This is a genomic window from Kocuria dechangensis (assembly GCF_014636775.1).
GTDB lineage: Bacteria > Actinomycetota > Actinomycetes > Actinomycetales > Micrococcaceae > Kocuria > Kocuria dechangensis.
Map to the genome: position 1 here is coordinate 50,413 of NZ_BMEQ01000012.1, position 20,874 is coordinate 71,286.

The window sequence follows — 20,874 nt, forward strand, 5'->3', positions numbered from 1 at the left end:
TGCGGTGGATCAGCCGATCCCCAGTTGCACGAACACGAACCACACCAGCAGCGGCACCACCCCGATCATGGCGATGGCCCACAGCAGCAGGGCCCGGAAGAACAGCCGCTCGTCCTTGGGCTGGGCGCTGGCCATCAGCAGCGCCCCGCTGGTGGACATCGGGCTGACGTCGACCACCGAGGAGCTGATGGCGATGGCGGTGACTACCCCGATCGGGCTCAGCAGCGGGTCGGCGGCGATCGGGGTGACGATCGGGCTGATCACCCCGAGGGTTCCGGTGGTGGAGGCGAAGGCCGAGACGATGCCCACCACGTAGCTGGTGATCAGCGCGGCCACGGAGCTGTTGCCCAGGCTGGCGATACCGGCCTGCAGCTCCTCCAGCGCCCCCATGGCCTCCAGCATCCCGACGTAGGTGACGATGCCGGTGACCAGGATGATCGCCGACCACGGCATGGACTCCACGGCCGGCTTCTGCACGGACGGCTTCACGCAGATCAGCACCAGGGCGATCACCAGAGAGGCGACCCCGACGTCCAGGCCGAAGGCGGTGGTGAGCACCAGAAGAGCCGCCAGCCCGGCCAGGGTGAGGACACGCATCGGAGTGACATCGACCTTGACGGGGCCCTCCACCAGGAGTGTGGAGGCCGTCTTCGTCCGCGGCGCAGCGGTCAGGAGCCCGGTCTGGGAGCCGGCGGCCTCCGCCTCCTCCTCCGGGTCCTTCCAGGCCTCCTCGGTCACACGCTCGGCGGCGGTGGAGCCTCCTGCCGGGGCCGGTGCTGAGCCGTTGGCCCGGGGGGTGCGCCGGTTCATGATCGCCTGGACGGCGGCGTAGGCGAGCACGGCCAGGATGGCGTTGAAAACGAAGCAGTAGACGTAGAGCTTCAGCGTGTCCTGCGCCCCGGCCCCGGCCTCGTCGAGCATCACGTTGGCCAGCACGCCGAAGGGGTTGACCGGGGAGAACGCCCCGGCGTTGGCGCCCTGGACGATGACCAGGCCCATGGCCAGGGTGCTGATCCCGAACCGGGTGCCCAGAGCCAGAGCCACCGGCGCGACGATGGCGATGGCCGCCGGGGTGAACGCCCCGGCCGAGGCCAGGGCCGCGGTGAGCAGGAACATCAGCACCGGCACCAGGAGCCTGCGCTGCCCGGCCAGCCGTTCGGCCCAGTAGGCCAGCAGGTCGATGGTGCCGGTCACGCGCACGATGCCGAACAGCAGCGTGGCACCGACCAGGATGAAGAACAGTCCCGAGGGGAACTGGGCGATGACGTCCTTGATCGGCATCCCGGCAACCAGGGTGCCCACCCCGAAGGCAGCGACGGTGGCGGCCAGGCCGGCGTTGACGCGGGTGAAGGAGCCCAGGGCGAAGGCGGCGATCAGGATCAGAAAGGCGATGAGTGACAGTGACATGGTTCCCCTTGGTTATCCGCGCCCGGCCGCGGCGGTGGTGTAGGCCCCGGCCAGCAGCCCGCCGGCGCCGGTGATCGAGGGGGTGTGCCCCAGGGCCTTGAGGATCTCGTAGGTGGTGGCCGTGGCCGCGGTGATCACCGGCAGACCCATCTCGTCCTCGACGACCTGGACGGCAGGCAGGGACGGCATCTGCACGCAGGCCGAGAGGATGATGGCGTCGGCGCCCTCACGCTTGAGGTCCCGGGCGATCTCCGGGAGCTTGTGCGGGTCCAGCGCACCCACGGCCAGATTGTCGTCGACCTCGAGGCTGATCGCGTCGAGCACCTCGATGCCGGCTCCTTCGATGTACTCGCGCACCATCTGGGTCAGCGGCAGCATGTAGGGCGCGACCATGGCGATCTTCCGCGCGCCCATCTCCTGCAGGGTACGCACCAGCGCCCCGGCACTGCTGGTGACCTCGGCCGGGTGGCCGTTCTCGCGGGCGGCGGAGGCGATGACCTCTTCGGAGCCGGTGTGGGCGCCGGGGCCCTGGGCCATCACAGCCACCAGGCAGGCATAGGCGATGACATCGACGTCGGCGTCGGAGACCGCCCGGGCGCAGTCACCGGCCTTGCCGACCATGGCCAGCAGCTCCTCGCGATTGACCTGCTTCAGCCCCGCCCGGGCGGAGTGGAAGGTGTAGCGCTGCCCGGTGGCCTCGGACTGGCGGCGGAAGAGCTCGGGCAGCTCGGTCTCCATCGTGGTGTTGGAGCTGGGAACGATCAGCCCCACCCGGGAGGTGCGGGCGGCCTTGGGCTCGGGGGCGGTCTCGCAGGTGATGTCAGACAGGCTCACAGATACTCCAGTGGATCAGCGTGATGAAGCAGAAACCCACTTCGTGGGATGCCAAACCAGTATGTGGGTGGCAGAATGGGAGTGTCAACCACGTCACATCCTGTGAAGCCGGGGGTCCTCCCCCCGCGGTGGGGCCTTACCGGGCATTGACTAGGCTGGGGGCCGCTCATCGGTACGGCTCAGCAAGGAAGGCACAGTGGCAACAAAACAGCCCGCGGGGGCGGCGCCCATCCTGGTGCTGCACAAGGTGGTGGAGATCCTCGACTGCTTCTCGGTCGAGGAACCCGAGCCGACCCTGCAGCAGCTCATCCAGAAGACCGGCCTTCCCTCCAGCACGTGCCAGCGACTGGTCCAAAACATGGTGCGGGAGGGATTCCTGGACCGCGACGGCGACAGGTACCGGATCGGGATCGGGCTCGTACGTTGGGCCACCCCGGGCACCGTGGGTCTGGACGTCGTGCGCCTGGTGCGCCCGATCCTGCAACAGCTGCGCGACGAGACCGGGGAGACGGCCTGCTTCTACATCAGGGACGGGGCGTTCCGCACCGTGGTGGCCGTCGCCGAGACCCGCCACGTGGTCATGCGACCCTTCCGGGTCGGGCAGGTCATGCCCATCCACGCCGGGGCTCCCGGGAAGATCTTCCTGGCCTACGACCCCGAGGCGTGGGAGGCCCTCCGGGATGCGCCGCTGACCAAGTTCGCCCCGGCCACCCCCGACAGCCTGGAGACGCTGGAGGCACAGGCGGCCGTGGCCCGCGATCAGGGCTACTACGCCGCCTTCGGGGAACGCCACGAAGACGTCGGGTCCATCAGCGCCCCGGTCTTCGATCACTCCGGCCGGCTGGCCGGAGTGCTGGGATTGGGCTTCCCCACCCAGCGCGTCGGCCCCGACGACGTTCCCCGGCTGGGTCCGGTTGTGGCACAAGCAGCGGCCGCAGCCAGCACAGCCCTGGGACAGGCGCCCTGACCCGCCAGGGAGCCATCGTCGTTCTCATCGCAGCGTGCACACGGACGCCATAGCGTTGCACGGTGTTCTGACCTCCCGGGCCGCGGCGGCTGTCAGGGACCAGGAGGGATGCTCAGAGACCGAGCTGGCGGGCCAGGTCGACGATGTCCGTGGCGACCACGTCGAAGGAGTCGTCCGCCGTGAGGTCCGGTACGGCATGCGGTCCGTGCTCCAGCGGCCGCATGACAAACGCCGTCCGGAACCCCAGCTGGTGCGCCGCCCGCAGGTCGTACTGATGAGCGGCAACCATCATGACCTCCCCGGCCTGAAGGTCCAGCAGGTCCAGGGCCATCCGGTAGGCCCGCGGATCCGGCTTGTAGGCACGAGCGATTTCGGAGCTGAGCACCAGATCCCACGGCAGCTTCGCGTGCCGGGCCATGTCGACGAGCAAGCGGACATTCCCGTTGGACAGCGTGGCCAGGATGTACCGGGCACGCAGCCTCTCCAGCCCCGGCACGGAGTCCCCCCAGGGCTGGAGCCGGTGCCAGACGAAGTTGAACTCGACCTTCTGCTCCTCGGTCAGCCCGACCACACCGTACCGCTCCAGCAGATCGTCCAGAACGGCTCGATAGATCGCATCGACGTTGACCCACGACGAGTCATCCCGCATCGCCCGTTCCATGGCCGGGCGGTACCCGGCACGCCACGCATCGGCGAAGTCCCCCCAGTTCACCTCCACGCCGTGCGCTGCGGACAGCCGGCGCCCCTCCGCCACGATGCTGCTCCGATAATCCACGACGGTCCCGAAGACGTCGAACGTCAGAGCCTTCACATCGGCCAGACCCTGGGGGCCTACTGTGGACTTCAACTCAGTGAACATATGGCTTCTCTCAGGGACAAGGGGTCTTCCGAGCAAGAACTCTGGGGGACCGTGGGCTCTCCCATGGTCCCCTCTCAGCCAGGGCGCACGGAAGGGGCGCATCAGCCGTGCGCTTGTTCATCCTGTGCGGCACCCCCGACAACTGGTCACGCCCTTCACAGATGATCAGGGGTAGCGGAATGCTCGGGCACGCCCCGGAGCGCGTGTGGTGTGGTCTGGGTGGAGGCCGAGGCCTCCAAGATGGGTAGCGACCGAGCACCCTGAGCCATGAAGGCCTGGACGTGTCTCACGCTATCTGCACGCCCGCGTGCGCGCTCTTCGACCTGCCCGATGTCCACGTGCTCGCAGTGGAACGCGGACCACGCTTGTTCGCCCTGGTGATCGAGACCGTGCCGTTCCTGGTGGGGTGTTCGTCCTGCAGCGTGCTCGAGGCGTTCCATGTGGTCACGCTAAGCGGACAGGTCATCGATGAGGTGCGTCGCCGCGTGCACCAAGACACTCCGGGCCACTGCGGAAGGGCCGGCGATCCCTTGTACGGGATCCGCCGGACTCTGCAGATCGGTGTCGAGCACCTCACTGCCAAGCAGATCACCCGGCTCAACGCCGAGCCGGCGGTCGGGGACCCGCACCAGGAGGTGTCCCTGGCCTGGCGCTGCTACCAGAAGTGGCGCGCCGTCTACCACGTCCGCCCCGCGCAGGGACGCCAGCTCGTCGCCGAGACCCTCGCCGCCTTCCCGGCCTGCTCGATCCCGGAGGCCGCCCGCGGCTTCCGGAACCTCGAGAACTACCGGATACACGCCCTGCTCGCCGTTGGCGGTAACCTGCCGTGGCGGAACATCTCTGCCCATGCGCATTTGTGAAGGGCCGCCTTGCCGTCGCACGCCCGCTTGACCTGCGGGGTGCTCGGCCATGGCCTCGCCGCGGCCCGTTCGGCGTCTGTGGGCCGCGACCGCTGCCATGCCAGGCCTTGGTCCGTTCCGAGAGCTGGTCGCGCTCGAGCTGGGCGAAGGCGCAGATGATGGTGACCATGGCCTGGGCAGTGGCCCCGCCGAGCTCGGTCTCGGCCTCGGGATCGGTCGTGATGCCGTCGCGAGGCGAGCGGGACTTGATGCCGCGGGCTTTGGAGGTGTCGAGCAGGTTGCGGGTGTTGCCTCCGAGCCGGGACGCTTCTCCTGCAGTTGCGCAGTCACAGAGGCTGCAGTGACGCGGAGTGGTCGTGTCGTTCGAGCAGGCGGGAGACGGTGTAGCCGATGAGGATGCCCCAGAACGCGGCGTGGATGTTGAAGAGATCCAGCCCGGAGATGGTGACGACGAAGGTCACCAGGGATCCGAGGGTGAAGGTCGTGGAGAACGCGGTGACGAAGGCCTGCTGGAGGGCCTTGAGCATCGCGATGCCGCCCAGGGCCAGCACGAAGGCCTCGGGGGTGGCGAGCATGAACCGGGTCAGGGCCGGGGCCAGCAGCGCACACACCAGGGACAGCAGCCCGTAGACCACCGCACCGGTGTACTGGCGGTGCTTGTCCCCCGACGAGGTCAGCAGGGCGTTGGTGGGGCCGGTCACGCACGCCGAGACCGCCCCGAATCCGGCGTTGAGCACCGAGAACGCCCCGGAGGCGATGGCGAAGACGTTGACCGGTGGACGGTGACCGGCCGCGCGCAGCACGGCCACACCTTGGCCGTTCTGGACGATCAGAACGGTGATGGCCAGCGGCACCACCAGTTCCAGCTGCGCGGCCCAGGTGAATTCCGGGGTGGTGAACACCGGGGTGGCCAGTAGCGGCCCGCCCCCGGCCTCCATCGCGAACTGCCCGCTGAGCGCCACGGCGATAACCCCGGCCACTAGGGTGCCCAGCACCGGCGGGAGGTACCGCCCCAGGGCGGGCACTGCGGTCAGCACGAGAAAGGCGACCACCATGGGCCCGGCCACCACCGGGTTGGCCTGGGTGGAGGCCACGATGTCGGTGCCGAAGCGCAGGAACACGGCCGCGACCATGGCCATCACGATGGGCATGGGGATCGCGGCCATGATCCGGCGCACCACCCCGGTCGCACCCAGGGCGAGGATGAGCACCCCGGAGGTGAAGAATGCCCCGACCACCTCGGGGAAGGACAGGTGCTGTAGGGACGGGCCCAGCAGCACCGTGCCGGGGATGGACCAGGCGAAGCCCAGGGGCTGGCGGTAGAGCAGGGACATCACCACGGTCGCGGCCCCGGCGGAGAGGAAGATCCCGCACACCCACGAGGCGAGCTCGGCTTGGGTGAGGCCCCCGGCCGCGCCCACGGCCAGGGTCACCGCGATCGGCCCGGAAGCGGCGAAGACCAGCCCGATCACCCCGTTGGTGGCGTACTGCGGGGCGATGTCGCGCAGAACGTCGCGCACCCCGGCCGGGCGGGCATCGGGGCGTTCGAGCAGCGGCGACCGCTCGGGCGCGGTGGGGGGCGTCTCGTGCGCTGTGGTGGGCATGGTCGCTCCTGAACGATGACAACATTGGTCCCCACCAGTCCACCAGCACCCTCGTGGTCATGGGGCCGTATGAGGGGCCCAGCTGATCCTGGGTATGCCATACCCAGGATCAGCTGGGCCCGGCTGCCGCCCCCCACGGCGGGGGGCGGACTGGTGGAATGGGACCTATGACGACCACCACCGAATCCACTTCCTCTCCCGGTCTATCCGCTGAGCGTCTGCGCGCGGTGGTCACCGGCGCGAGCACCGGCATCGGTGCCGCCGCTACCCGCCACCTGGTGAGCGCCGGATGGTCCGTGCTGGCCGTCGCCCGGCGCGGCGACCGCCTGGACGCCCTGGCCGAAGAGATCGGTTGCGACGTGCTGGCCGCGGACATCACCTCCGAGGAGGACGTGGCCAGTATCGTCGAGACCGCCGGGCCGGTCCACGCGCTGGTCAACAATGCCGGTGGTGCCCGCGGCACCGAGACCATCGCCGAGGCGGATCTGGCGAAGTGGTCGTGGATGTACGAGGTCAACGTCCTGGGCACGGTCCGACTGACCAAGGCCCTGCTGCCGGGCCTGCGCGCGTCCGGGCGCGGGGACGTCGTGGTCGTCTCCTCGGTGGCCGGGTACACCACCTATGAGGGCGGGGGCGGCTACGCCGCGGCCAAGCACGCCGAGCGGGTGATCGCCCAGACCCTGCGCCTGGAGCTCAACGGCGAGCCCGTCCGGGTCATCGAGGTCGTCCCCGGGCTGGTGCACACCGAGGAGTTCTCCCTGCGTCGTCTCGGCGGTGACCAGGCCGCTGCCGACGCCGTCTACGCCGGCGTGCCCGGCCCGCTGACCGCCGATGATGTGGCCGATGCCATCACCTGGACCCTGACCCGACCCCACCACGTGAACATCGACCAGCTGGTCATCAAGCCACTGGCCCAGGCCGCGATTCACAAGATGCACCGCACCATCTGATGTCCTCCCCTCCAGTGGGGGCATCATGGGTCATGTGGTGAAAGGAGCCCAGAGATGACCCCCGGTACTGAACTCGGTGAGTTCCTCAAGGCCCGCCGGGCCCTGGCCTCCCCGGCCGGGGACGGCGGGCCCAGGCGCCGCGTGCCGGGACTGCGCAGGGAGGAGGTCGCCGCCCTGGCCGGGATGAGCACCGATTACTACACCCGCCTGGAACAGGGCCGCCACAAGCGCCCCTCCGAGGCCGTGCTGGGCGCCCTGGCCCAGGCCCTGCAACTGGACGATCTGGCCACCCGGCACCTGTTCGACCTCGCCCGAGCAGTGGCCGCCCCGCACCGTAGCAGGCCGGAGACAGGCGTCCAGCGCGTCCGGCCCTCCCTGCACCATCTGCTGGCCTCCTTCACCGCCCACCCCGCTTTCATCCGGGGGCGGCGCACCGAAGTGCTGGCCATGAACCCGCTGGCCGCATTCCTGCTCACCGACTTCCCAGCCAAACCGGCACGGGAACGCAGCCTGATCCGCTGGGCCTTCCTCGACGAGGAGGCCCGGTCCCGATACGTGGACTGGGAGAAGATCGCCTCCTCCATGGTCGGCACCCTGCGCCTGGACGCCGGCCGCCACCCCGATGACCCGTTGCTGGCCCAGCTCGTCGGGGAGCTGGCCGTCCACAGCGAAGAATTCCGCACCTGGTGGGCCGACCACCGCGTGGTCGAACGCCGCGACGGCACCAAACGGCTCAACCACCCGCTCGTGGGCCACCTCGACATCCGCTACGAAGCCCTCGAGGTCACTGGGGAACCAGATCAGACCCTGTTCATCTACACCACCGAACCCGGTTCGCATTCCGAGGCCAAACTGCGCACCCTCGCCGCTTGGATCCACGACGACACCCCCGCACCGGACCAACCGGCACCGCCCACCACTCCCACAGTTCTGGAAGCGCCCAGGCCCGGCCCCGACTCAGCCGCACATGAAACCTCCCTGGCACCGGGATCGCGACAAGCTCACCACAAGACCCCGGCCACACCGCCAGCGGGAAAACAGGAGGGACTGCCGCACGGATAGGTGACAACGTCACCTATCCGTGCGGCAGTCCCTCCTGACCGCATCCAGCACGAGTTCGGTGCGGAGGTGGTCGGCCATCGCCCATCCCACGACCTTCCGCGAGCACGCGTCGATCACCACCGCGAGGTACAGGAACCCTTCCCAGCTCCGCAGATACGTGATGTCAGCGACCCACAGCTTGTTCGGCTTTTAGGCGGTGAACTGCCGCTCAACGAGGTCCGGGGCGGTGGCTGTCGAGAGGGACCGCCTGCCGTACTTGCCGCGGTGGCGCCGATGGGCGCCCTCGACGCCGGCCACACGCATCAGCGTCAGCCACCTTCTTGCGATTCCACCGGTGCCCGCGGTGGCGCAGCTCCGCCGTGAGCCGGCGAGCACCGTAGACGCGGGGGTGCTCGGCCCAGGCCGCCCGGGCTGTCTGGGCATCATGCGCGTCAGACCAGTCACTCGTCGAGGCGCCACCGTCGCGTCCTCGGTGCTCGTAGTAGGCCGTCTTCGAGACGCCCAGCACTCGGCACAGCCGACGGACCCCATAGGCGGTCTTCTGAAGCATCGATGAACTCCATCAGTTTCGCCCGGGAGCTCATCGACTGTCCTCAGGCGTTGAAGACCGCGGCTTGTTGAAGGATCTCCTTCTCCACCTCGAGCTCGGCGACCTTCCGCCGCAACCGGGCCAGCTCGAGCCGTTCATCGCTGCTCAAGGCAGCTGGGCCGGCAGCACGATCCCGGCGGGCCTTCGTCACCCAGTTCCGCAGCGTCTCGTGGTTGATGCCCAGTTCCCGGGCTATCTCCCGGGCACTGCGATTGCCGTCCAGCACCAGCGCGACGGCCTGGTCGCGCAACTCCGGCGGGTACTTGCTCACTCGACCCATCAAAGCCTCCTTCCCTGGCTTCTGCCAAGTTCGAAGGAGTCCGGCGGATAGGGGTCACTTCACGGCATTCCGGTGCCTGCCCCACCTTCAGAGGTGGGGCAGGGCCAAGCTCGGTTTGCTTTCGGCAGCTGGCCAGCCGGAGCCTGTGGCAGGTGCTGGTTGGCGTGGTTGTGAATGGTCGCCCCGGTCAGTCAGGCAGGCGGATACCGGTGGTGGCATCGAACAGGTGCAGGTGCTGCCGGTTCGGTGCCACCCAGAGAGTGGACCCTGCCTTGGGCGGGGTGCGACCCTCGACCCGGACCACGATCTCGTGGGCCCCGAGGCCTTCCTGGGACTCCTCGATCCCCTCCGTGGCGTCCACCAGCACCACCGTGTTGGCCGCGGTAACTTCGGCGAGGTGGCCGTAGACGAAGGCGTCGGCCCCGAGCTCTTCGACCACGTCGGCGACGATGGGCAGCCCCTGTCCCTCGGGGGCCGGGTGGAGGTCCTCGGGGCGGATCCCGATGGAGACTGTGTCGCCGAACAGGGCGCCCTGCTGCTCGCGAGTAAGTTCGATCTGCAGGGTTCCGAAGTTTGCGGCCCCGGCCCGCACGGGGACGCGGAAGAGGTTCATTGCCGGGGAGCCGATGAACCCGGCGACGAACTCCGTGGCCGGGCGGTCGTAGAGGGCCCGGGGGGTGTCGACCTGCATCAGGTGCCCGTCCTTGAGAACGGCCACCCGGTCGCCCATGGTCATCGCCTCCACCTGGTCGTGGGTCACATACACGGTGGTCACCCCCAGGCGACGGGTGAGAGAGGCGATCTGGGTGCGGGTCTGCACACGGAGCTTCGCGTCCAGGTTCGAGAGCGGCTCGTCCATCAGGAACACCTGCGGAGACCGCACGATCGCCCTCCCCATGGCCACGCGCTGACGCTGGCCCCCGGACAGGGCCTTGGGCTTGCGGTCCAGGTAGTCGGTCAGGTCCAGGATCTTCGCCGCCTCCTCCACCCGCCGCCGTCTCTCCTCGGCGTCGACCTTGGCGATCTTCAGGGCAAACCCCATGTTCTCGGCCACCGTCATGTGCGGGTAGAGAGCATAGTTCTGGAAGACCATGGCGATGTCCCGGTCCTTGGGCGGCATGTGGGTGACGTCGCGGTCGCCGATCAGGATCCGTCCACTGGTGACTTCTTCCAGCCCGGCGAGCATCCGCAGGGTGGTGGACTTCCCGCACCCGGACGGGCCGACCAGGACGAGGAACTCCCCGTCGGCGATCTCCAGGTTCACGGCATCGACCGCGGGCTTGTCGGCTCCGGGGTAGACGCGGGTGGCGTTGTCAAAGGTAATCGTTGCCATGATGAGCTTCCTTCACCGGCAGGTACGTGCCGGACGATCCGTAGTGAATGGAATGACTATTCAGTTATGAGCATGGGTGGACGTCTGCCGAGGGATCTCCGCTAGGCGGAGGCCAGGGCCTCCAGATGGTCCGGGGCCAAGACATGATTGATGGCCATGATTCCTGCGCCGATGACGCCGGCGTCAGGGCCCGTTCGGGACTGGACGATCGACAGATGTTGAGTGGTCAGCGGCGTGGAACGGGAGTAGACGACCTCGCGGATGCCAGCGAGGAGGTGTTCTCCGGCCTGGGCCAAGGAGCCCCCGATGATGATCAGCGCCGGGTTCATGATGGTGACGTAGAGCGTGAGGACCTCACCGATGTCGCGACCGGCCTGACGCACGGCCTGCAGGGCGGCCAGATCCCCGCCGCGGGCCAGGTGGACGATATCGGCGCTGGTGGTCACCTCGGCCTCGTGCTCACGTAGGACGGCGGCAACGGCAGGGGCGGCGGCCACCGCCTCTAGGCATCCCGTGTTGCCGCAGCGGCAGAGCACTCCTGCCCCGCGGGAGACAGGGATGTGGCCGATGTCGCCGGCGGCTCCGTCGGCCCCGCGTTGGAGCTGCCCACCGCTGATGATGCCTGCGCCGATCCCGGTGGCCACCTTGAGGAAGATGAGATTCTGCTCGTCGGGCCAGGAGGCGGCTCGTTCCCCCAATGCCATGATGTTGACGTCGTTGTCGACCAGCACGGGCACGTCGTAGGTGCGACGCACGTATGCGGGCACGTCGAACCCGTCCCAGCCAGGCATGATCGGTGGATTCGTCGGTCGCCCGGTGGAGAACTCCACGGGGCCAGGCAGTCCGATGCCGACGGCGATGAGCTCACTCGCGTCCCGCTCGAGGCGCCGCAGCAGGGCGGCAACCACCTCCATCAGCCGGTCCAGCACCGCCTCGGGGCCGTTGGCGATCTCCAGGCTCTCGTACTCCTTGGCCAGAATCCGCCCGGACAGATCAGTGATCCCGATGGTGGCATGGGTGGCCCCAAAGTCCGCTGCGGCCACCACTCGGGCCGCGGGATTGAAGGCCACTCGCGCCGAGGGCCGGCCTCCGGTGGAGGCGGCCTCGGCCACCGGGAGGACCATTCCGATCTTGAGCAGCTCATCGATCCGGGAGGAAATCGTGGCGCGCGCAAACCCTGTGCTCGCCGCCAGCTCGGCGCGGGTCCTCGGTTGCCCGTCCCGTAGGAGCTGGAACAGCTCGCTGGTGCCGAAGGCGGACAGCACTTTGCCTACGTCCGTGGCCTGCGCCCGTACTGGGCGTGACGCCTGAGTCTCGTTCAGTGTCACCGTACTCACCCTTCGTTCCCTCCGGCCGCCCGTCATGCAACGAGAGGTTCCGCCTCCAGGCCCGACCATCTTTCCGGTCAGGGCTGATGACATGAGCGTAGACCTCGTTACGACATGGATCAACCCTCTTTTGTGCACTCATTGACAAAAGGTGCCTGCTTCGTGTCACACTAACGGCATGGTGATTCAAAACACACTGCTTCGACGACCGCGGCTGCGGGTTGGCATCGTAGGCGGAGGCTTCATGGCCGAGGTCCACTGCCGTGCCGCCCGAGCGGCCGGTGCGGAAGTCGTGGGAGTGGCCTCCTCGACCCGGGCCAGTGCCGAACGGGCGGCGCAACGGTTCGATATCCCGTCTGCGTACGCCAGTGTCGAAGAGCTGCTGGTGGACGGCTCGGTGGATCTCGTACACGTGTGCACGCCCAATGCCTCCCATGCCGCCATCACCATGGCGGCGCTGGAGGCGGACAAGCATGTGGTGTGCGAGAAACCGCTGGCCACCGATCCCGAGACCGCTGCCTCCCTGCTCCGGCTGGCGGCGGAGCGGAAGCGGATTGCCACCGTGCCCTTCGTCTACCGGTTCCATCCCATGGTGAGGGAAGCCCGTGCGCGGGTCGGCGCCGGCGATCTGGGTCCGCTGATCACTGTCCAGGGCTCCTACCTGCAGGACTGGTTGCTGAACACCTCCGACGACAACTGGAGGGTCGACGCTGAAGTGGGGGGTGCCTCCCGTGCTTTTGCCGACATCGGGTCGCACCTGTGCGATCTGGTCGAGTTCGTCGCGGGAGAGCGCATTAGCGGACTGTGCGCCCAGACGCGGACCATTTTTGCCGACCGCAAGAACACCAAGTGCATCACGACCGAAGACGTGGCCGCGTTGCTCTTTCGCACCGCGAACGGGTTGTTGGGCACGTTCATGATCAGCCAGGTAGCCCCGGGGCGGAAGAACCGGCTGTCCTTCGAGATCAATGGGCGGGCCCAGAGCCTGTTCTTCGATCAGGAGGCCCCGGAGACCTTGTGGGTGGGCGGGAAGGCCGCCTCGCAGATCATCACCCGTTCCCCCGAGGGCCTGCACGCCGATGCGGCCCGGCTCGCCCTGGTTCCGGCCGGTCACCCCCAGGGATATCAGGACGCCTTCAACGGCTTCGTGGCCGACACCTACGCCGCCGTGGCGGGGGACGTTCCTGACGGGCTGCCGGATTTCGCCGACGGTCTGCGCGCGGCCGCGCTGACCGCCGCCGTCCTGACTTCCGCCCGCGACGGGGCGTGGGTCTCGGTTCCCGACCTCTTCCTCCCCCCGGACACTCCGGGGCGGAGCCATCCGCTGACCGCCCAGCAGCCGCTGACCACGTCCGACTAAGGAGACATCCTCACTATGAAGAATTCATCCCGCGCCCGCGTTCTGAAGGTGACCGGCCCGCTCTTTGCCTTGTCTCTCGTCGCCACCGCCTGCGGTGGTCCCGAGGCCGGGGGTGACCCCGGGGCCAAACCGGAAACCCTCCGCGTGCTGTACACGACCGCCGAGGCCAACGCGGCCGCCCTGCAGGCGCAGGTCCCGGCGTTCGAGGAGAAGTTCGGCGTTCAGCTCGAGATCGACACCCAGCCCTACGACGCGCTGCAGCAGCGGGTGTTCTCGGAGTTCGCCTCCTCCAGTGAGCACTACGACATCATCGCGGTGGACACTCCGTGGGCGCCGGCGCTGGTGGGCAACCTGGAGCCCCTGAGCGAGTACCTGACCTCCGAGGAGCTCAACGAACAACCTCAGGGAGCGATCTCCGACTTCATTCCCAAGGTCTTCTTCGACACCGCGGTCTACGACGCCGGCGACACCCTGAAGCAGTTCCCCAACCCGAACGAGCCGGCTGATATCGAAGCCATCACCGCCGAGAACTTCGACGTCTACGGTCTGCCGATCCAGTCCAACGTGTCGGTGATGGCCTATCGCAAGGACCTGTTCGAGGACCCGGAGCAGAAGGAGGCGTTCCGGGCCGAGCACGGACGGGAGCTGACGGTTCCCGAGACCTGGGACGAGTACGTGGAGGTCGCCAAGTTCTTCACCCAGCCGGACAAGAACCTGTACGGCACCACGGTCATGGCCGGTGTGGGCGAATGGGCCACTACGGACTTCAAGACGATGCTGGCCAGCTACGGCGGTGACGGCCACCTGGTCAACGACAAGCTGGAGATGGCCTTCGACTCCCCCGAAGGCGTCGAGGCTCTGGAGACATACCGGGAGCTCATCGACAGCGGGGCCGTCCCCCCGGGCAGCACCTCCGCCTCGTGGGAGGAAACCGCCACCTCCTTCGACAATGGCCTGACCGCGATGACCACCAACTTCCACGCCCTGGAACTGAGCGACACCGTCGAGGGCGGGGAGATCGCCTACGCACCCGTGCCCCAGGCCGAGGCCGCCGGACCGCACTTCGGCACCTGGATGCTGGGCATCAACGCCAATTCCAACAACAAGGAGTGGGCCTACCAGGCCATCTCCTGGCTGACCTCCTCGGAGACCCAGCAGGCCATGACCGAGGACCAGCTGCACCCCAGCCGCACCTCGGTCTACGACGCCATTTCCTCCGAGGGCGCAGATCCGGCCGAGGCCGCGTTCTACGAGACGCTGGGCGAGTCCCTGGAGGTCGGCGTCGGTCGTCCGCGTGTGACCAACTACACCGAGATCAGCCACGAGATCGCCGTGGCGGTCAACAAGGCAGCCTCTGGCGACGCTGCTCCCGAGGCTGCCCTGTCCGAGGCGGCCGACCGGGTCACCTCGTTGCTGGAGCAGGCAGGGTATGACGTTCCGGGCAACTGAATCCGGGAATTAAGGAATAGTCATGTCAACCATTCAACGTCCTTCGCAACAGGTGCCTGAGGGCACCTCCCGGGTGCCTTCGCCGGGACGGCCCGCCCGGCCGTCGCGGTCGCGGACCGGACACGTTCCCTGGCTCTACCTGGCCCCGGCCCTCGTCGTCTTGCTGATCATGACGATCGGCCCGGCGATCTACATCTTCTACACCAGCTTCCGCAACGCCAGTGTTCTGGGCGGGTCGGGCCGGTTCGTGGGCCTGCAAAATTACGAGACCGCGCTTACCGACCCGGCCACCCAGCAAGCGTTCCTGTGGACGCTGCTGTTCGTGGCCGGTGCCGTGGCACTGGAGATGGTCTTGGGGCTGGCCCTGGCCCTTCCCCTGGCCCAACAGACCCGGGCGAACAAAGTGGCCTCGGCACTGATGCTCCTGCCCTTCGCCGTGACCCCGGCCGTGGGCGCGATGATCTTCCGGCAGCTGGTCAACCCCAACTACGGCTGGGTCACCCACTACCTTCAGGTGTTGGGCTTCCCCGCCAACCTTGATCTCCTGGGCAACCCGGTGGGGGCCTGGGCCGTGCTCTTCGCCCTGGACCTGTGGCAGTGGACTCCTTTCGTGGCCCTGATCCTGATGGCCGGCGTTCAGTCCCTGCCGGCAGAGCCCAAGGAAGCGGCGATGGTGGATGGGGCGAACAAGTGGCAGATCCTGCGGTACATCACCCTCCCGGGCCTGGTCCCGTTCCTGGCCATTGCGCTGGTGTTGCGGACCATCCAGGCCTTCAAGACCTTCGACTCGTTCAAGATCGTCACCAACGGCGGTCCGGGCAACTCGACGGAAATGATCAACCTCGCCATCCACCGCATCGGACTGCAGAGTTTCAACATCGGTCTGGCCTGCGCCCTGGGCGTCCTGCTGCTGATCGTTCTGCTGCTCCTGGTGCCCGCCATCGAACGCGTCATCGGTCGCCGCGCCGATCCCGAGGAGATGTAACCCCATGTCCACCACTTCTTCCATCGCGCAGCGCCCCGGCGCCGGCACGGTCATCGGCCGGGGTTTCATGTGGGCCTGGCTCCTGCTGAGCCTGATTCCCCTGCTGTTCATGTTCGTCACCGCGATCAAGCCCGCCGGCATCGTCAACACGACCCCGCCGCAGTGGTTCTTCACACCCACCCTGGAGAACTTCGCCACGGTCCTGGCCGGGGGCAGCGGAAGTTCCCAGAGCTTCGGGCAGCTGCTGGCCAACAGCGCCATCGTCAGCCTGGGCTCCACAGCCCTGACCGTCGTCCTGGCCGTGCCGGCGGCCTACGCCTTGTCCATGCGCTCCTTCGCACCGCGCAAGAAGATCTCGGCCTGGATCCTGTCCACCTACATGTTCCCGCCCATCGTGGCCGTCATTCCTATCTTCGTCTTCGCCGGCAAGCTGGAGCTGATGGACACCTACCCGGTGCTCATCGTCCCCTACGCCGCGTTCAACCTGCCCATCGCGATCTGGATCCTGCGCAGCACGATCGTGCAGATCCCCTTCGAGATCCAGGAAGCAGCCATGGTGGACGGGGCCAACCACTGGGTGACCCTGCGCCAAGTGATCTGGCCGCTGCTGGTCCCCGCCGTGGCAACTGTTGCGGTGCTGACCATCGTGCTGACCTGGAACGAGTTCCTCTTCGCCCTGTCTTTGACCCGCAGCGAGGCCAAGACCGCACCGGTCGGACTCCAGGAGTTCACGGGCATGTACGGCACCGATTGGGGCAGCATTACCGCCGCAGCCACGCTGATCGTCACTCCCATCCTGATCCTCACCATCGTCCTTCGCCGGAAGATGGTCTCCGGCCTGACCTTTGGAGCCGTCAAATGAGGCCCGCGCCCTCCCGACTCACAGCCCAGAACACCACCCAACCCCTGGAGCCCCGCATGCGTTCCGTCGTCCTGCCCGGAGACAAGGAAGTCCTCGTCACCGACCGCGACCGCCCCCAGCCGGGCCCGCACGAGGTGCTCGTGAAGACCATGGCATCGGCCATCTGCCGCAGCGACATGAGCCTCTACTACGGCAATCCCATCGTCGGCGGGGAAGAAGCGGAGACCGGCGAGGTCGTGCCCGGCCACGAGGCAGCCGGGGTCGTCGTCGAGATCGGCAGCGCCGTGACAGGTGTGGCTGTCGGTGACCGTGTGGCCGCCCACCTGGCCGTCGGGTGCGGGCACTGCGAGTTCTGCGGCCAGGGCTACACCATGCTGTGTGCGGACTGGAAGTGCTTCGGCTTCGACTTCCCCGGAGGCGACGCGGAGTACTTCACGATCGCCGCCCGCAATGCCCTGCCCCTGCCGGACCACCTCAGCTTCAAGGCCGGGGCGGTTCTGACCGACATGATCGGCAGCCAGTACCACGTGCAGAAGCAACTGGGTGTGAGTGGCAACAAGACGGTGGCCGTCATCGGGCTGGGGCCCATGGGCTCGGCCGCGGTGCTCGTCGCCAAGGCCTTCGGCGCCCGGGTCATCGCCGTGGACGTCCTGGACAGCCGCCTCGAGCAGGCCCGGTCCCTGGGCGCCGATGAAACGGTCAACAGCAAGGACACCGACGCGGTGGAGGCCATCGGCGCAATGACTGGCGGCCGCGGGGTGGAGATCGCCATCGACTGCTCCGGTAATCCCGCCGGCCAGAACACTGCGCTGGACGCCGCCGCGAAGAGGGGGGCTGTGGCCTTCGTGGGCGAGTCCCGCGCCACGGAGATCAAACCCAGCGACCAGATCATTCGGAAACTGCTGACCGTGGTGGGCGGCTGGTACTTCCCCCTGGGCGACTGGCAGGAGATCCTGCGCTTCGTCGAGGAGAAGAACATCGACGTCGAAGCCCTCATCAGCCATGAATTCTCCATTGAGGACGCTGCTGAGGCCTTCCACGCCTTCGACCGGCGTGAGACGGAAAAAGCCGTCTTCGTCTGGGCCTAACTGACATCCACCGTCGTCGCTACTCAGCAAAGGACAAACTCGTGTTCCGCTACACCGCAGAAATCCTGCCCTACCACGACATCGCCTTCGAGGACGCCGTGCGGGACCTCGCCGAGATCGGCTTCACCGAAGTCAACCTGTGGTCCTCCGCCGCCCCATTGGCCCACCATGTCAATCCTGGGGACGACCCGCGGGAGATCCTCAGGGTGCTGGACAAGTACGGCATGAAGCCCTGCGGGCTGACCGTGTACGGCAAGAACCAGGACGAGATCCTCGAACGCGTCCAGTTCGCCGCCGATCTGGGCATCGACACCGTCATCTTCGACTGCGAAGCCAATTACCCCGACTTCGTCAGCACCTTCCTGCCGCCCATCGTCGAGGCCGGGGCGAAGGCCGGGGTGCGGATCGCTGTGGAGAACCACCTCACCGTCCCCTTCTCCGAGGACTTCGAGTCCGGGGGCAACGAGGACAAGCGCTGGGACGAAGGCGTGGACACCTTCACCCAGATCAAGCGCTTGATCCGCGACATCGACGACCCCTACCTGGGTGTTTGCCTGGCCCCGCCGCACCTGTGGGTGATGCAGGAGACCATCAGTGAGATCATCGCCTTCCTCACCGAGCGTAAGCGCCTGTATTACTACTACATCTGGGATGTGGACCGGGCCTACCGCCACGGGGTGGACGGGCTGAACTTCGGCCCCGGCGAGAAGCAGCTGCCCTCCCCGGAGGGAACCCTGGACCATCGCTTCCTGCTCCACCAGCTCAAGCGCTCCGGCTACACCGGGGCCGCCAGTCTCAAGTGCCACGGCACCCACGGCTGGTCCCTGGAGAAGATCGGCGCCGAACTGCGTTCCTCCGATCAATACATCCGCAGCACCTTCAACGAACTCAACCAGTAAGGAAGGAGGAGCCATGAAGGAGCGGAACAGCCATCCCGTCACCTTGTTCACCGGCCAGTGGGCCGACCTACCCTTCGAGGAGGTCGCCCGGCTGGCCGCCGAATGGGGCTACGACGGTCTGGAGATCGCCTGCTCCGGCGACCACCTGGACGTGTGGCGGGCCGCCGAGGACGAGGCCTACCTCGGCTCCCGCACCGAGATCCTCGAGAAGTACGGGCTGGGGGTCTGGGCCATCTCCAACCACCTCACCGGCCAGGCGGTGTGCGATGACCCCATCGACTTCCGCCACCAGGCCATCGTCGGCTCCCGTGTCTGGGGCGACGGGGCTGCCGAGGGCGTGCGGGCCCGCGCGGCCGAAGAGCTCAAGCTCACCGCGAAGGTCGCCCGCAAGCTCGGGGTCAACACCGTCGTCGGGTTCACCGGCTCCTCCATCTGGCAGTATGTGGCCATGTTCCCCCCGGTCCCGGCCTCGGTGATCGAGGCCGGCTACGAGGACTTCGCCACCCGGTGGAACCCGATCCTCGACGTCTTCGACGGCGAAGGGGTGCGCTTCGCCCACGAGGTCCACCCCTCCGAGATCGCCTACGACTACTGGACCAGCGTCCGGGCCCTGGAGGCGATCGAGCATCGGGCGGCGTTCGGGTTCAACTGGGACCCCAGCCACATGATGTGGCAGGGCATCGACCCGGTCGGATTCATCGTCGACTTCGCCGACCGGATCTACCACGTTGACTGCAAGGACACCCGCCTGCGCCCACCGGCCGGGCGAGCCGGGATCCTGGGCTCGCACCTGCCCTGGGGCGACCCGTGCCGGGGCTGGGACTTCGTCTCCACCGGGCACGGGGACGTGCCCTGGGAGGACGCCTTCCGGACCCTGCGCGCCATCGGCTACACCGGGCCGATCTCCATCGAGTGGGAAGACGCCGGCATGGACCGCACCCACGGCGCCCCCGAGGCCGCCCAATACGTCCGATCGCTGCTCTGGAAAACCCCCGAGGCATCCTTCGACGCCGCCTTCAGCCACCAAAACTGACCCCGGCCGGCACCAGACACCCCCATGCAGCACGGAAGGAGAGATCATCCCGGACCACAACGGCCGCCCAGCCCAGGGCGTCCCCGCAGTCGGGGGCCTTCCGGTGGGATTGCTGCAGGGGCGTCGCATACATCTGTTTTGAGTGGTGACCGGTGGTGGCGGATCGAGGTGTGGTTGCCCTGTTCCGACGGGCGGCGGGACTTGCCGACGGAGTTTGGGCCTTGGCAGACGCTATCGAGGCGGCACCGCCGGCTCCCCTCCGATGGGACCTGGGATCGAATCCATGCCGGGCTTCTGGCTGAGGCCGACGCTGCGCGGCAGATCGACTGGACCGTTTCGGAGAACTCGACCATCAACCGGGCGCACCAGCATGGGACGACCCTTCTCCGGGCCCCAGGGGGAACTCCCCCATCACAAGCAACTGTTAGTTGAACCTCTCGATCAGGCCATCGGACGGCGACCCTGGTGCAATCTCCCAGGACTCCCAGGCGGCACCGTCAGGAGCGGCGCCTCAGCACTGCGCGGATCGCGGCGACGCCGGCCCCGGCGGTCAGGACCCAGGGGCCGGCGACGACGACGGGGTCCAGCCACTGGTGGGAGAGGTCGGCGCGCTTGGTCCCGAACCGGGAGGAGAGCCCGTGCCGGGCCGGTTCGGACAGCACCCCGGTCTCGGTGATCGGGTTGTCCGGGCGCAGGGTGAGGAACGAGGCGAGGTGGCTCTCCCACGCGTCCACCCGGTCGGCGGCGATGAGGATCAGCCAGTGGGCGGCGCGGGCCTCGCTGTACTTCTTATAGGCCTGCCTGCGCAGCACCCCGGACAGGCCCTTGGGCGGGCAGGAGGTGCCGAACACCGGGGTGAGCCCCGCGTGCTCGATCGACCGCTCGCGCGGCCACCGCTCGGGCTGACGGTCCGGGAACTCCCAGTGCGCCCCGGACGCGGCCGGGTCGTAGCGCAGCCTCGGCACGGCCGGGCGGTCGGCGGGATCGAGGTCCGCGCCCCAGCCGGGGATCCGGGCGCGCAGCGCCTCGCGGTCGACGCGCCGCCGCGGTTCACCGGGGACGTAGGGGGCGTGCTGGGAGACGTCGCCGGGGTCGTCGGGGATGGGCGTCATGGCTTCCTCCTCG

21 protein-coding genes and 1 pseudogene are annotated in these 20,874 nt (G+C 67.9%); 12 read left to right on the forward strand and 10 right to left on the reverse strand.

Going from position 1 to position 20,874, the window contains the following annotated elements:
- Positions 1-9: 9 nt before the first annotated feature.
- Both IEW07_RS11850 and IEW07_RS11855 read right to left on the reverse strand, forming a co-directional pair.
- A complete protein-coding gene (locus IEW07_RS11850; protein ID WP_188537492.1) occupies positions 10-1,407 on the reverse strand; it encodes an SLC13 family permease in 1,398 nt (465 codons plus the stop codon).
- Positions 1,408-1,419: 12 nt separating this feature from the next.
- Complete coding sequence (locus IEW07_RS11855) at positions 1,420-2,241, reverse strand: maleate cis-trans isomerase family protein (protein ID WP_229741809.1); 822 nt, start codon at positions 2,239-2,241, stop codon at positions 1,420-1,422.
- A gap of 196 nt (positions 2,242-2,437) precedes the next feature.
- Between IEW07_RS11855 and IEW07_RS11860 the strand changes: the two genes are divergently transcribed.
- Positions 2,438-3,208 carry an IclR family transcriptional regulator gene (locus IEW07_RS11860; RefSeq protein WP_188537494.1) on the forward strand — a complete coding sequence of 257 codons (771 nt, stop codon included), beginning with the start codon at positions 2,438-2,440 and terminating at the stop codon, positions 3,206-3,208.
- A gap of 112 nt (positions 3,209-3,320) precedes the next feature.
- Here the strand turns inward: IEW07_RS11860 and IEW07_RS11865 are convergent, their stop codons facing one another.
- Positions 3,321-4,067, reverse strand: a complete 747-nt coding sequence (locus IEW07_RS11865) for a haloacid dehalogenase type II (RefSeq protein ID WP_188537496.1) — start codon at positions 4,065-4,067, stop codon at positions 3,321-3,323.
- Positions 4,068-4,348: 281 nt separating this feature from the next.
- On the opposite strand from IEW07_RS11865, the gene IEW07_RS11870 reads away from it, so the two are divergent.
- Positions 4,349-4,927: a transposase gene (locus IEW07_RS11870; protein ID WP_188537498.1), complete on the forward strand. Its 579-nt coding sequence runs from the start codon at positions 4,349-4,351 to the stop codon at positions 4,925-4,927.
- A gap of 326 nt (positions 4,928-5,253) precedes the next feature.
- Here the strand turns inward: IEW07_RS11870 and IEW07_RS11875 are convergent, their stop codons facing one another.
- Positions 5,254-6,531 (reverse strand): benzoate/H(+) symporter BenE family transporter, encoded by a 1,278-nt coding sequence (locus IEW07_RS11875; protein WP_188537500.1) that lies wholly within the window; start codon positions 6,529-6,531, stop codon positions 5,254-5,256.
- A gap of 167 nt (positions 6,532-6,698) precedes the next feature.
- On the opposite strand from IEW07_RS11875, the gene IEW07_RS11880 reads away from it, so the two are divergent.
- Both IEW07_RS11880 and IEW07_RS11885 read left to right on the forward strand, forming a co-directional pair.
- Positions 6,699-7,481 carry an SDR family oxidoreductase gene (locus IEW07_RS11880; protein ID WP_188537502.1) on the forward strand — a complete coding sequence of 261 codons (783 nt, stop codon included), beginning with the start codon at positions 6,699-6,701 and terminating at the stop codon, positions 7,479-7,481.
- Between the two features lie 54 nt (positions 7,482-7,535).
- Positions 7,536-8,543, forward strand: coding sequence for a helix-turn-helix transcriptional regulator (locus tag IEW07_RS11885; protein WP_188537505.1), 1,008 nt, complete (start codon positions 7,536-7,538; stop codon positions 8,541-8,543).
- A gap of 9 nt (positions 8,544-8,552) precedes the next feature.
- On the opposite strand, the gene IEW07_RS11890 is transcribed toward IEW07_RS11885, so the two are convergent.
- The 5 genes from IEW07_RS11890 to IEW07_RS11910 all read right to left on the reverse strand — a co-directional run bounded on the left by IEW07_RS11890 (position 8,553) and on the right by IEW07_RS11910 (position 12,007).
- Complete coding sequence (locus IEW07_RS11890; RefSeq protein ID WP_188537612.1) at positions 8,553-8,720, reverse strand: DDE-type integrase/transposase/recombinase; 168 nt, start codon at positions 8,718-8,720, stop codon at positions 8,553-8,555.
- A 31-nt stretch (positions 8,721-8,751) separates the two neighbouring features.
- Positions 8,752-9,093: an IS3 family transposase gene (locus IEW07_RS21750; RefSeq protein ID WP_188537507.1), complete on the reverse strand. Its 342-nt coding sequence runs from the start codon at positions 9,091-9,093 to the stop codon at positions 8,752-8,754.
- 43 nt (positions 9,094-9,136) lie between these two features.
- Positions 9,137-9,412, reverse strand: a complete 276-nt coding sequence (locus tag IEW07_RS11900) for a transposase (RefSeq protein ID WP_188537509.1) — start codon at positions 9,410-9,412, stop codon at positions 9,137-9,139.
- A gap of 187 nt (positions 9,413-9,599) precedes the next feature.
- The gene (locus tag IEW07_RS11905) at positions 9,600-10,745 is read right to left on the reverse strand and encodes an ABC transporter ATP-binding protein (RefSeq protein ID WP_188537511.1); all 1,146 of its coding nucleotides are present in this window, start codon (positions 10,743-10,745) and stop codon (positions 9,600-9,602) included.
- Between the two features lie 101 nt (positions 10,746-10,846).
- The gene (locus tag IEW07_RS11910) at positions 10,847-12,007 is read right to left on the reverse strand and encodes an ROK family protein (protein ID WP_229741818.1); all 1,161 of its coding nucleotides are present in this window, start codon (positions 12,005-12,007) and stop codon (positions 10,847-10,849) included.
- A gap of 244 nt (positions 12,008-12,251) precedes the next feature.
- On the opposite strand from IEW07_RS11910, the gene IEW07_RS11915 reads away from it, so the two are divergent.
- From IEW07_RS11915 to IEW07_RS21005, 8 genes and pseudogenes are all read left to right on the forward strand, one after another.
- Complete coding sequence (locus IEW07_RS11915; RefSeq protein ID WP_188537513.1) at positions 12,252-13,433, forward strand: Gfo/Idh/MocA family protein; 1,182 nt, start codon at positions 12,252-12,254, stop codon at positions 13,431-13,433.
- Between the two features lie 144 nt (positions 13,434-13,577).
- Complete coding sequence (locus IEW07_RS11920; protein WP_188537515.1) at positions 13,578-14,882, forward strand: ABC transporter substrate-binding protein; 1,305 nt, start codon at positions 13,578-13,580, stop codon at positions 14,880-14,882.
- Between the two features lie 169 nt (positions 14,883-15,051).
- Positions 15,052-15,867 (forward strand): carbohydrate ABC transporter permease, encoded by an 816-nt coding sequence (locus tag IEW07_RS11925; RefSeq protein ID WP_188537517.1) that lies wholly within the window; start codon positions 15,052-15,054, stop codon positions 15,865-15,867.
- 4 nt (positions 15,868-15,871) lie between these two features.
- Entirely contained in the window at positions 15,872-16,729 is an 858-nt protein-coding gene (locus IEW07_RS11930) for a carbohydrate ABC transporter permease (protein ID WP_188537519.1), read from the forward strand.
- A 56-nt stretch (positions 16,730-16,785) separates the two neighbouring features.
- A complete protein-coding gene (locus IEW07_RS11935; RefSeq protein WP_188537521.1) occupies positions 16,786-17,817 on the forward strand; it encodes a zinc-binding dehydrogenase in 1,032 nt (343 codons plus the stop codon).
- Positions 17,818-17,858: 41 nt separating this feature from the next.
- A complete protein-coding gene (locus IEW07_RS11940; RefSeq protein ID WP_188537523.1) occupies positions 17,859-18,716 on the forward strand; it encodes a sugar phosphate isomerase/epimerase family protein in 858 nt (285 codons plus the stop codon).
- Between the two features lie 13 nt (positions 18,717-18,729).
- On the forward strand, positions 18,730-19,749 hold the full coding sequence (locus tag IEW07_RS11945; RefSeq protein WP_188537525.1) for a sugar phosphate isomerase/epimerase family protein: 1,020 nt from the start codon (positions 18,730-18,732) through the stop codon (positions 19,747-19,749).
- A 108-nt stretch (positions 19,750-19,857) separates the two neighbouring features.
- A pseudogene (locus tag IEW07_RS21005) lies at positions 19,858-20,139 on the forward strand (IS5/IS1182 family transposase); the annotation flags it as partial.
- A gap of 107 nt (positions 20,140-20,246) precedes the next feature.
- Here the strand turns inward: IEW07_RS21005 and IEW07_RS11950 are convergent.
- On the reverse strand, positions 20,247-20,861 hold the full coding sequence (locus IEW07_RS11950) for a hypothetical protein (protein WP_229741811.1): 615 nt from the start codon (positions 20,859-20,861) through the stop codon (positions 20,247-20,249).
- Between the last annotated feature and the right edge of the window lie 13 nt (positions 20,862-20,874).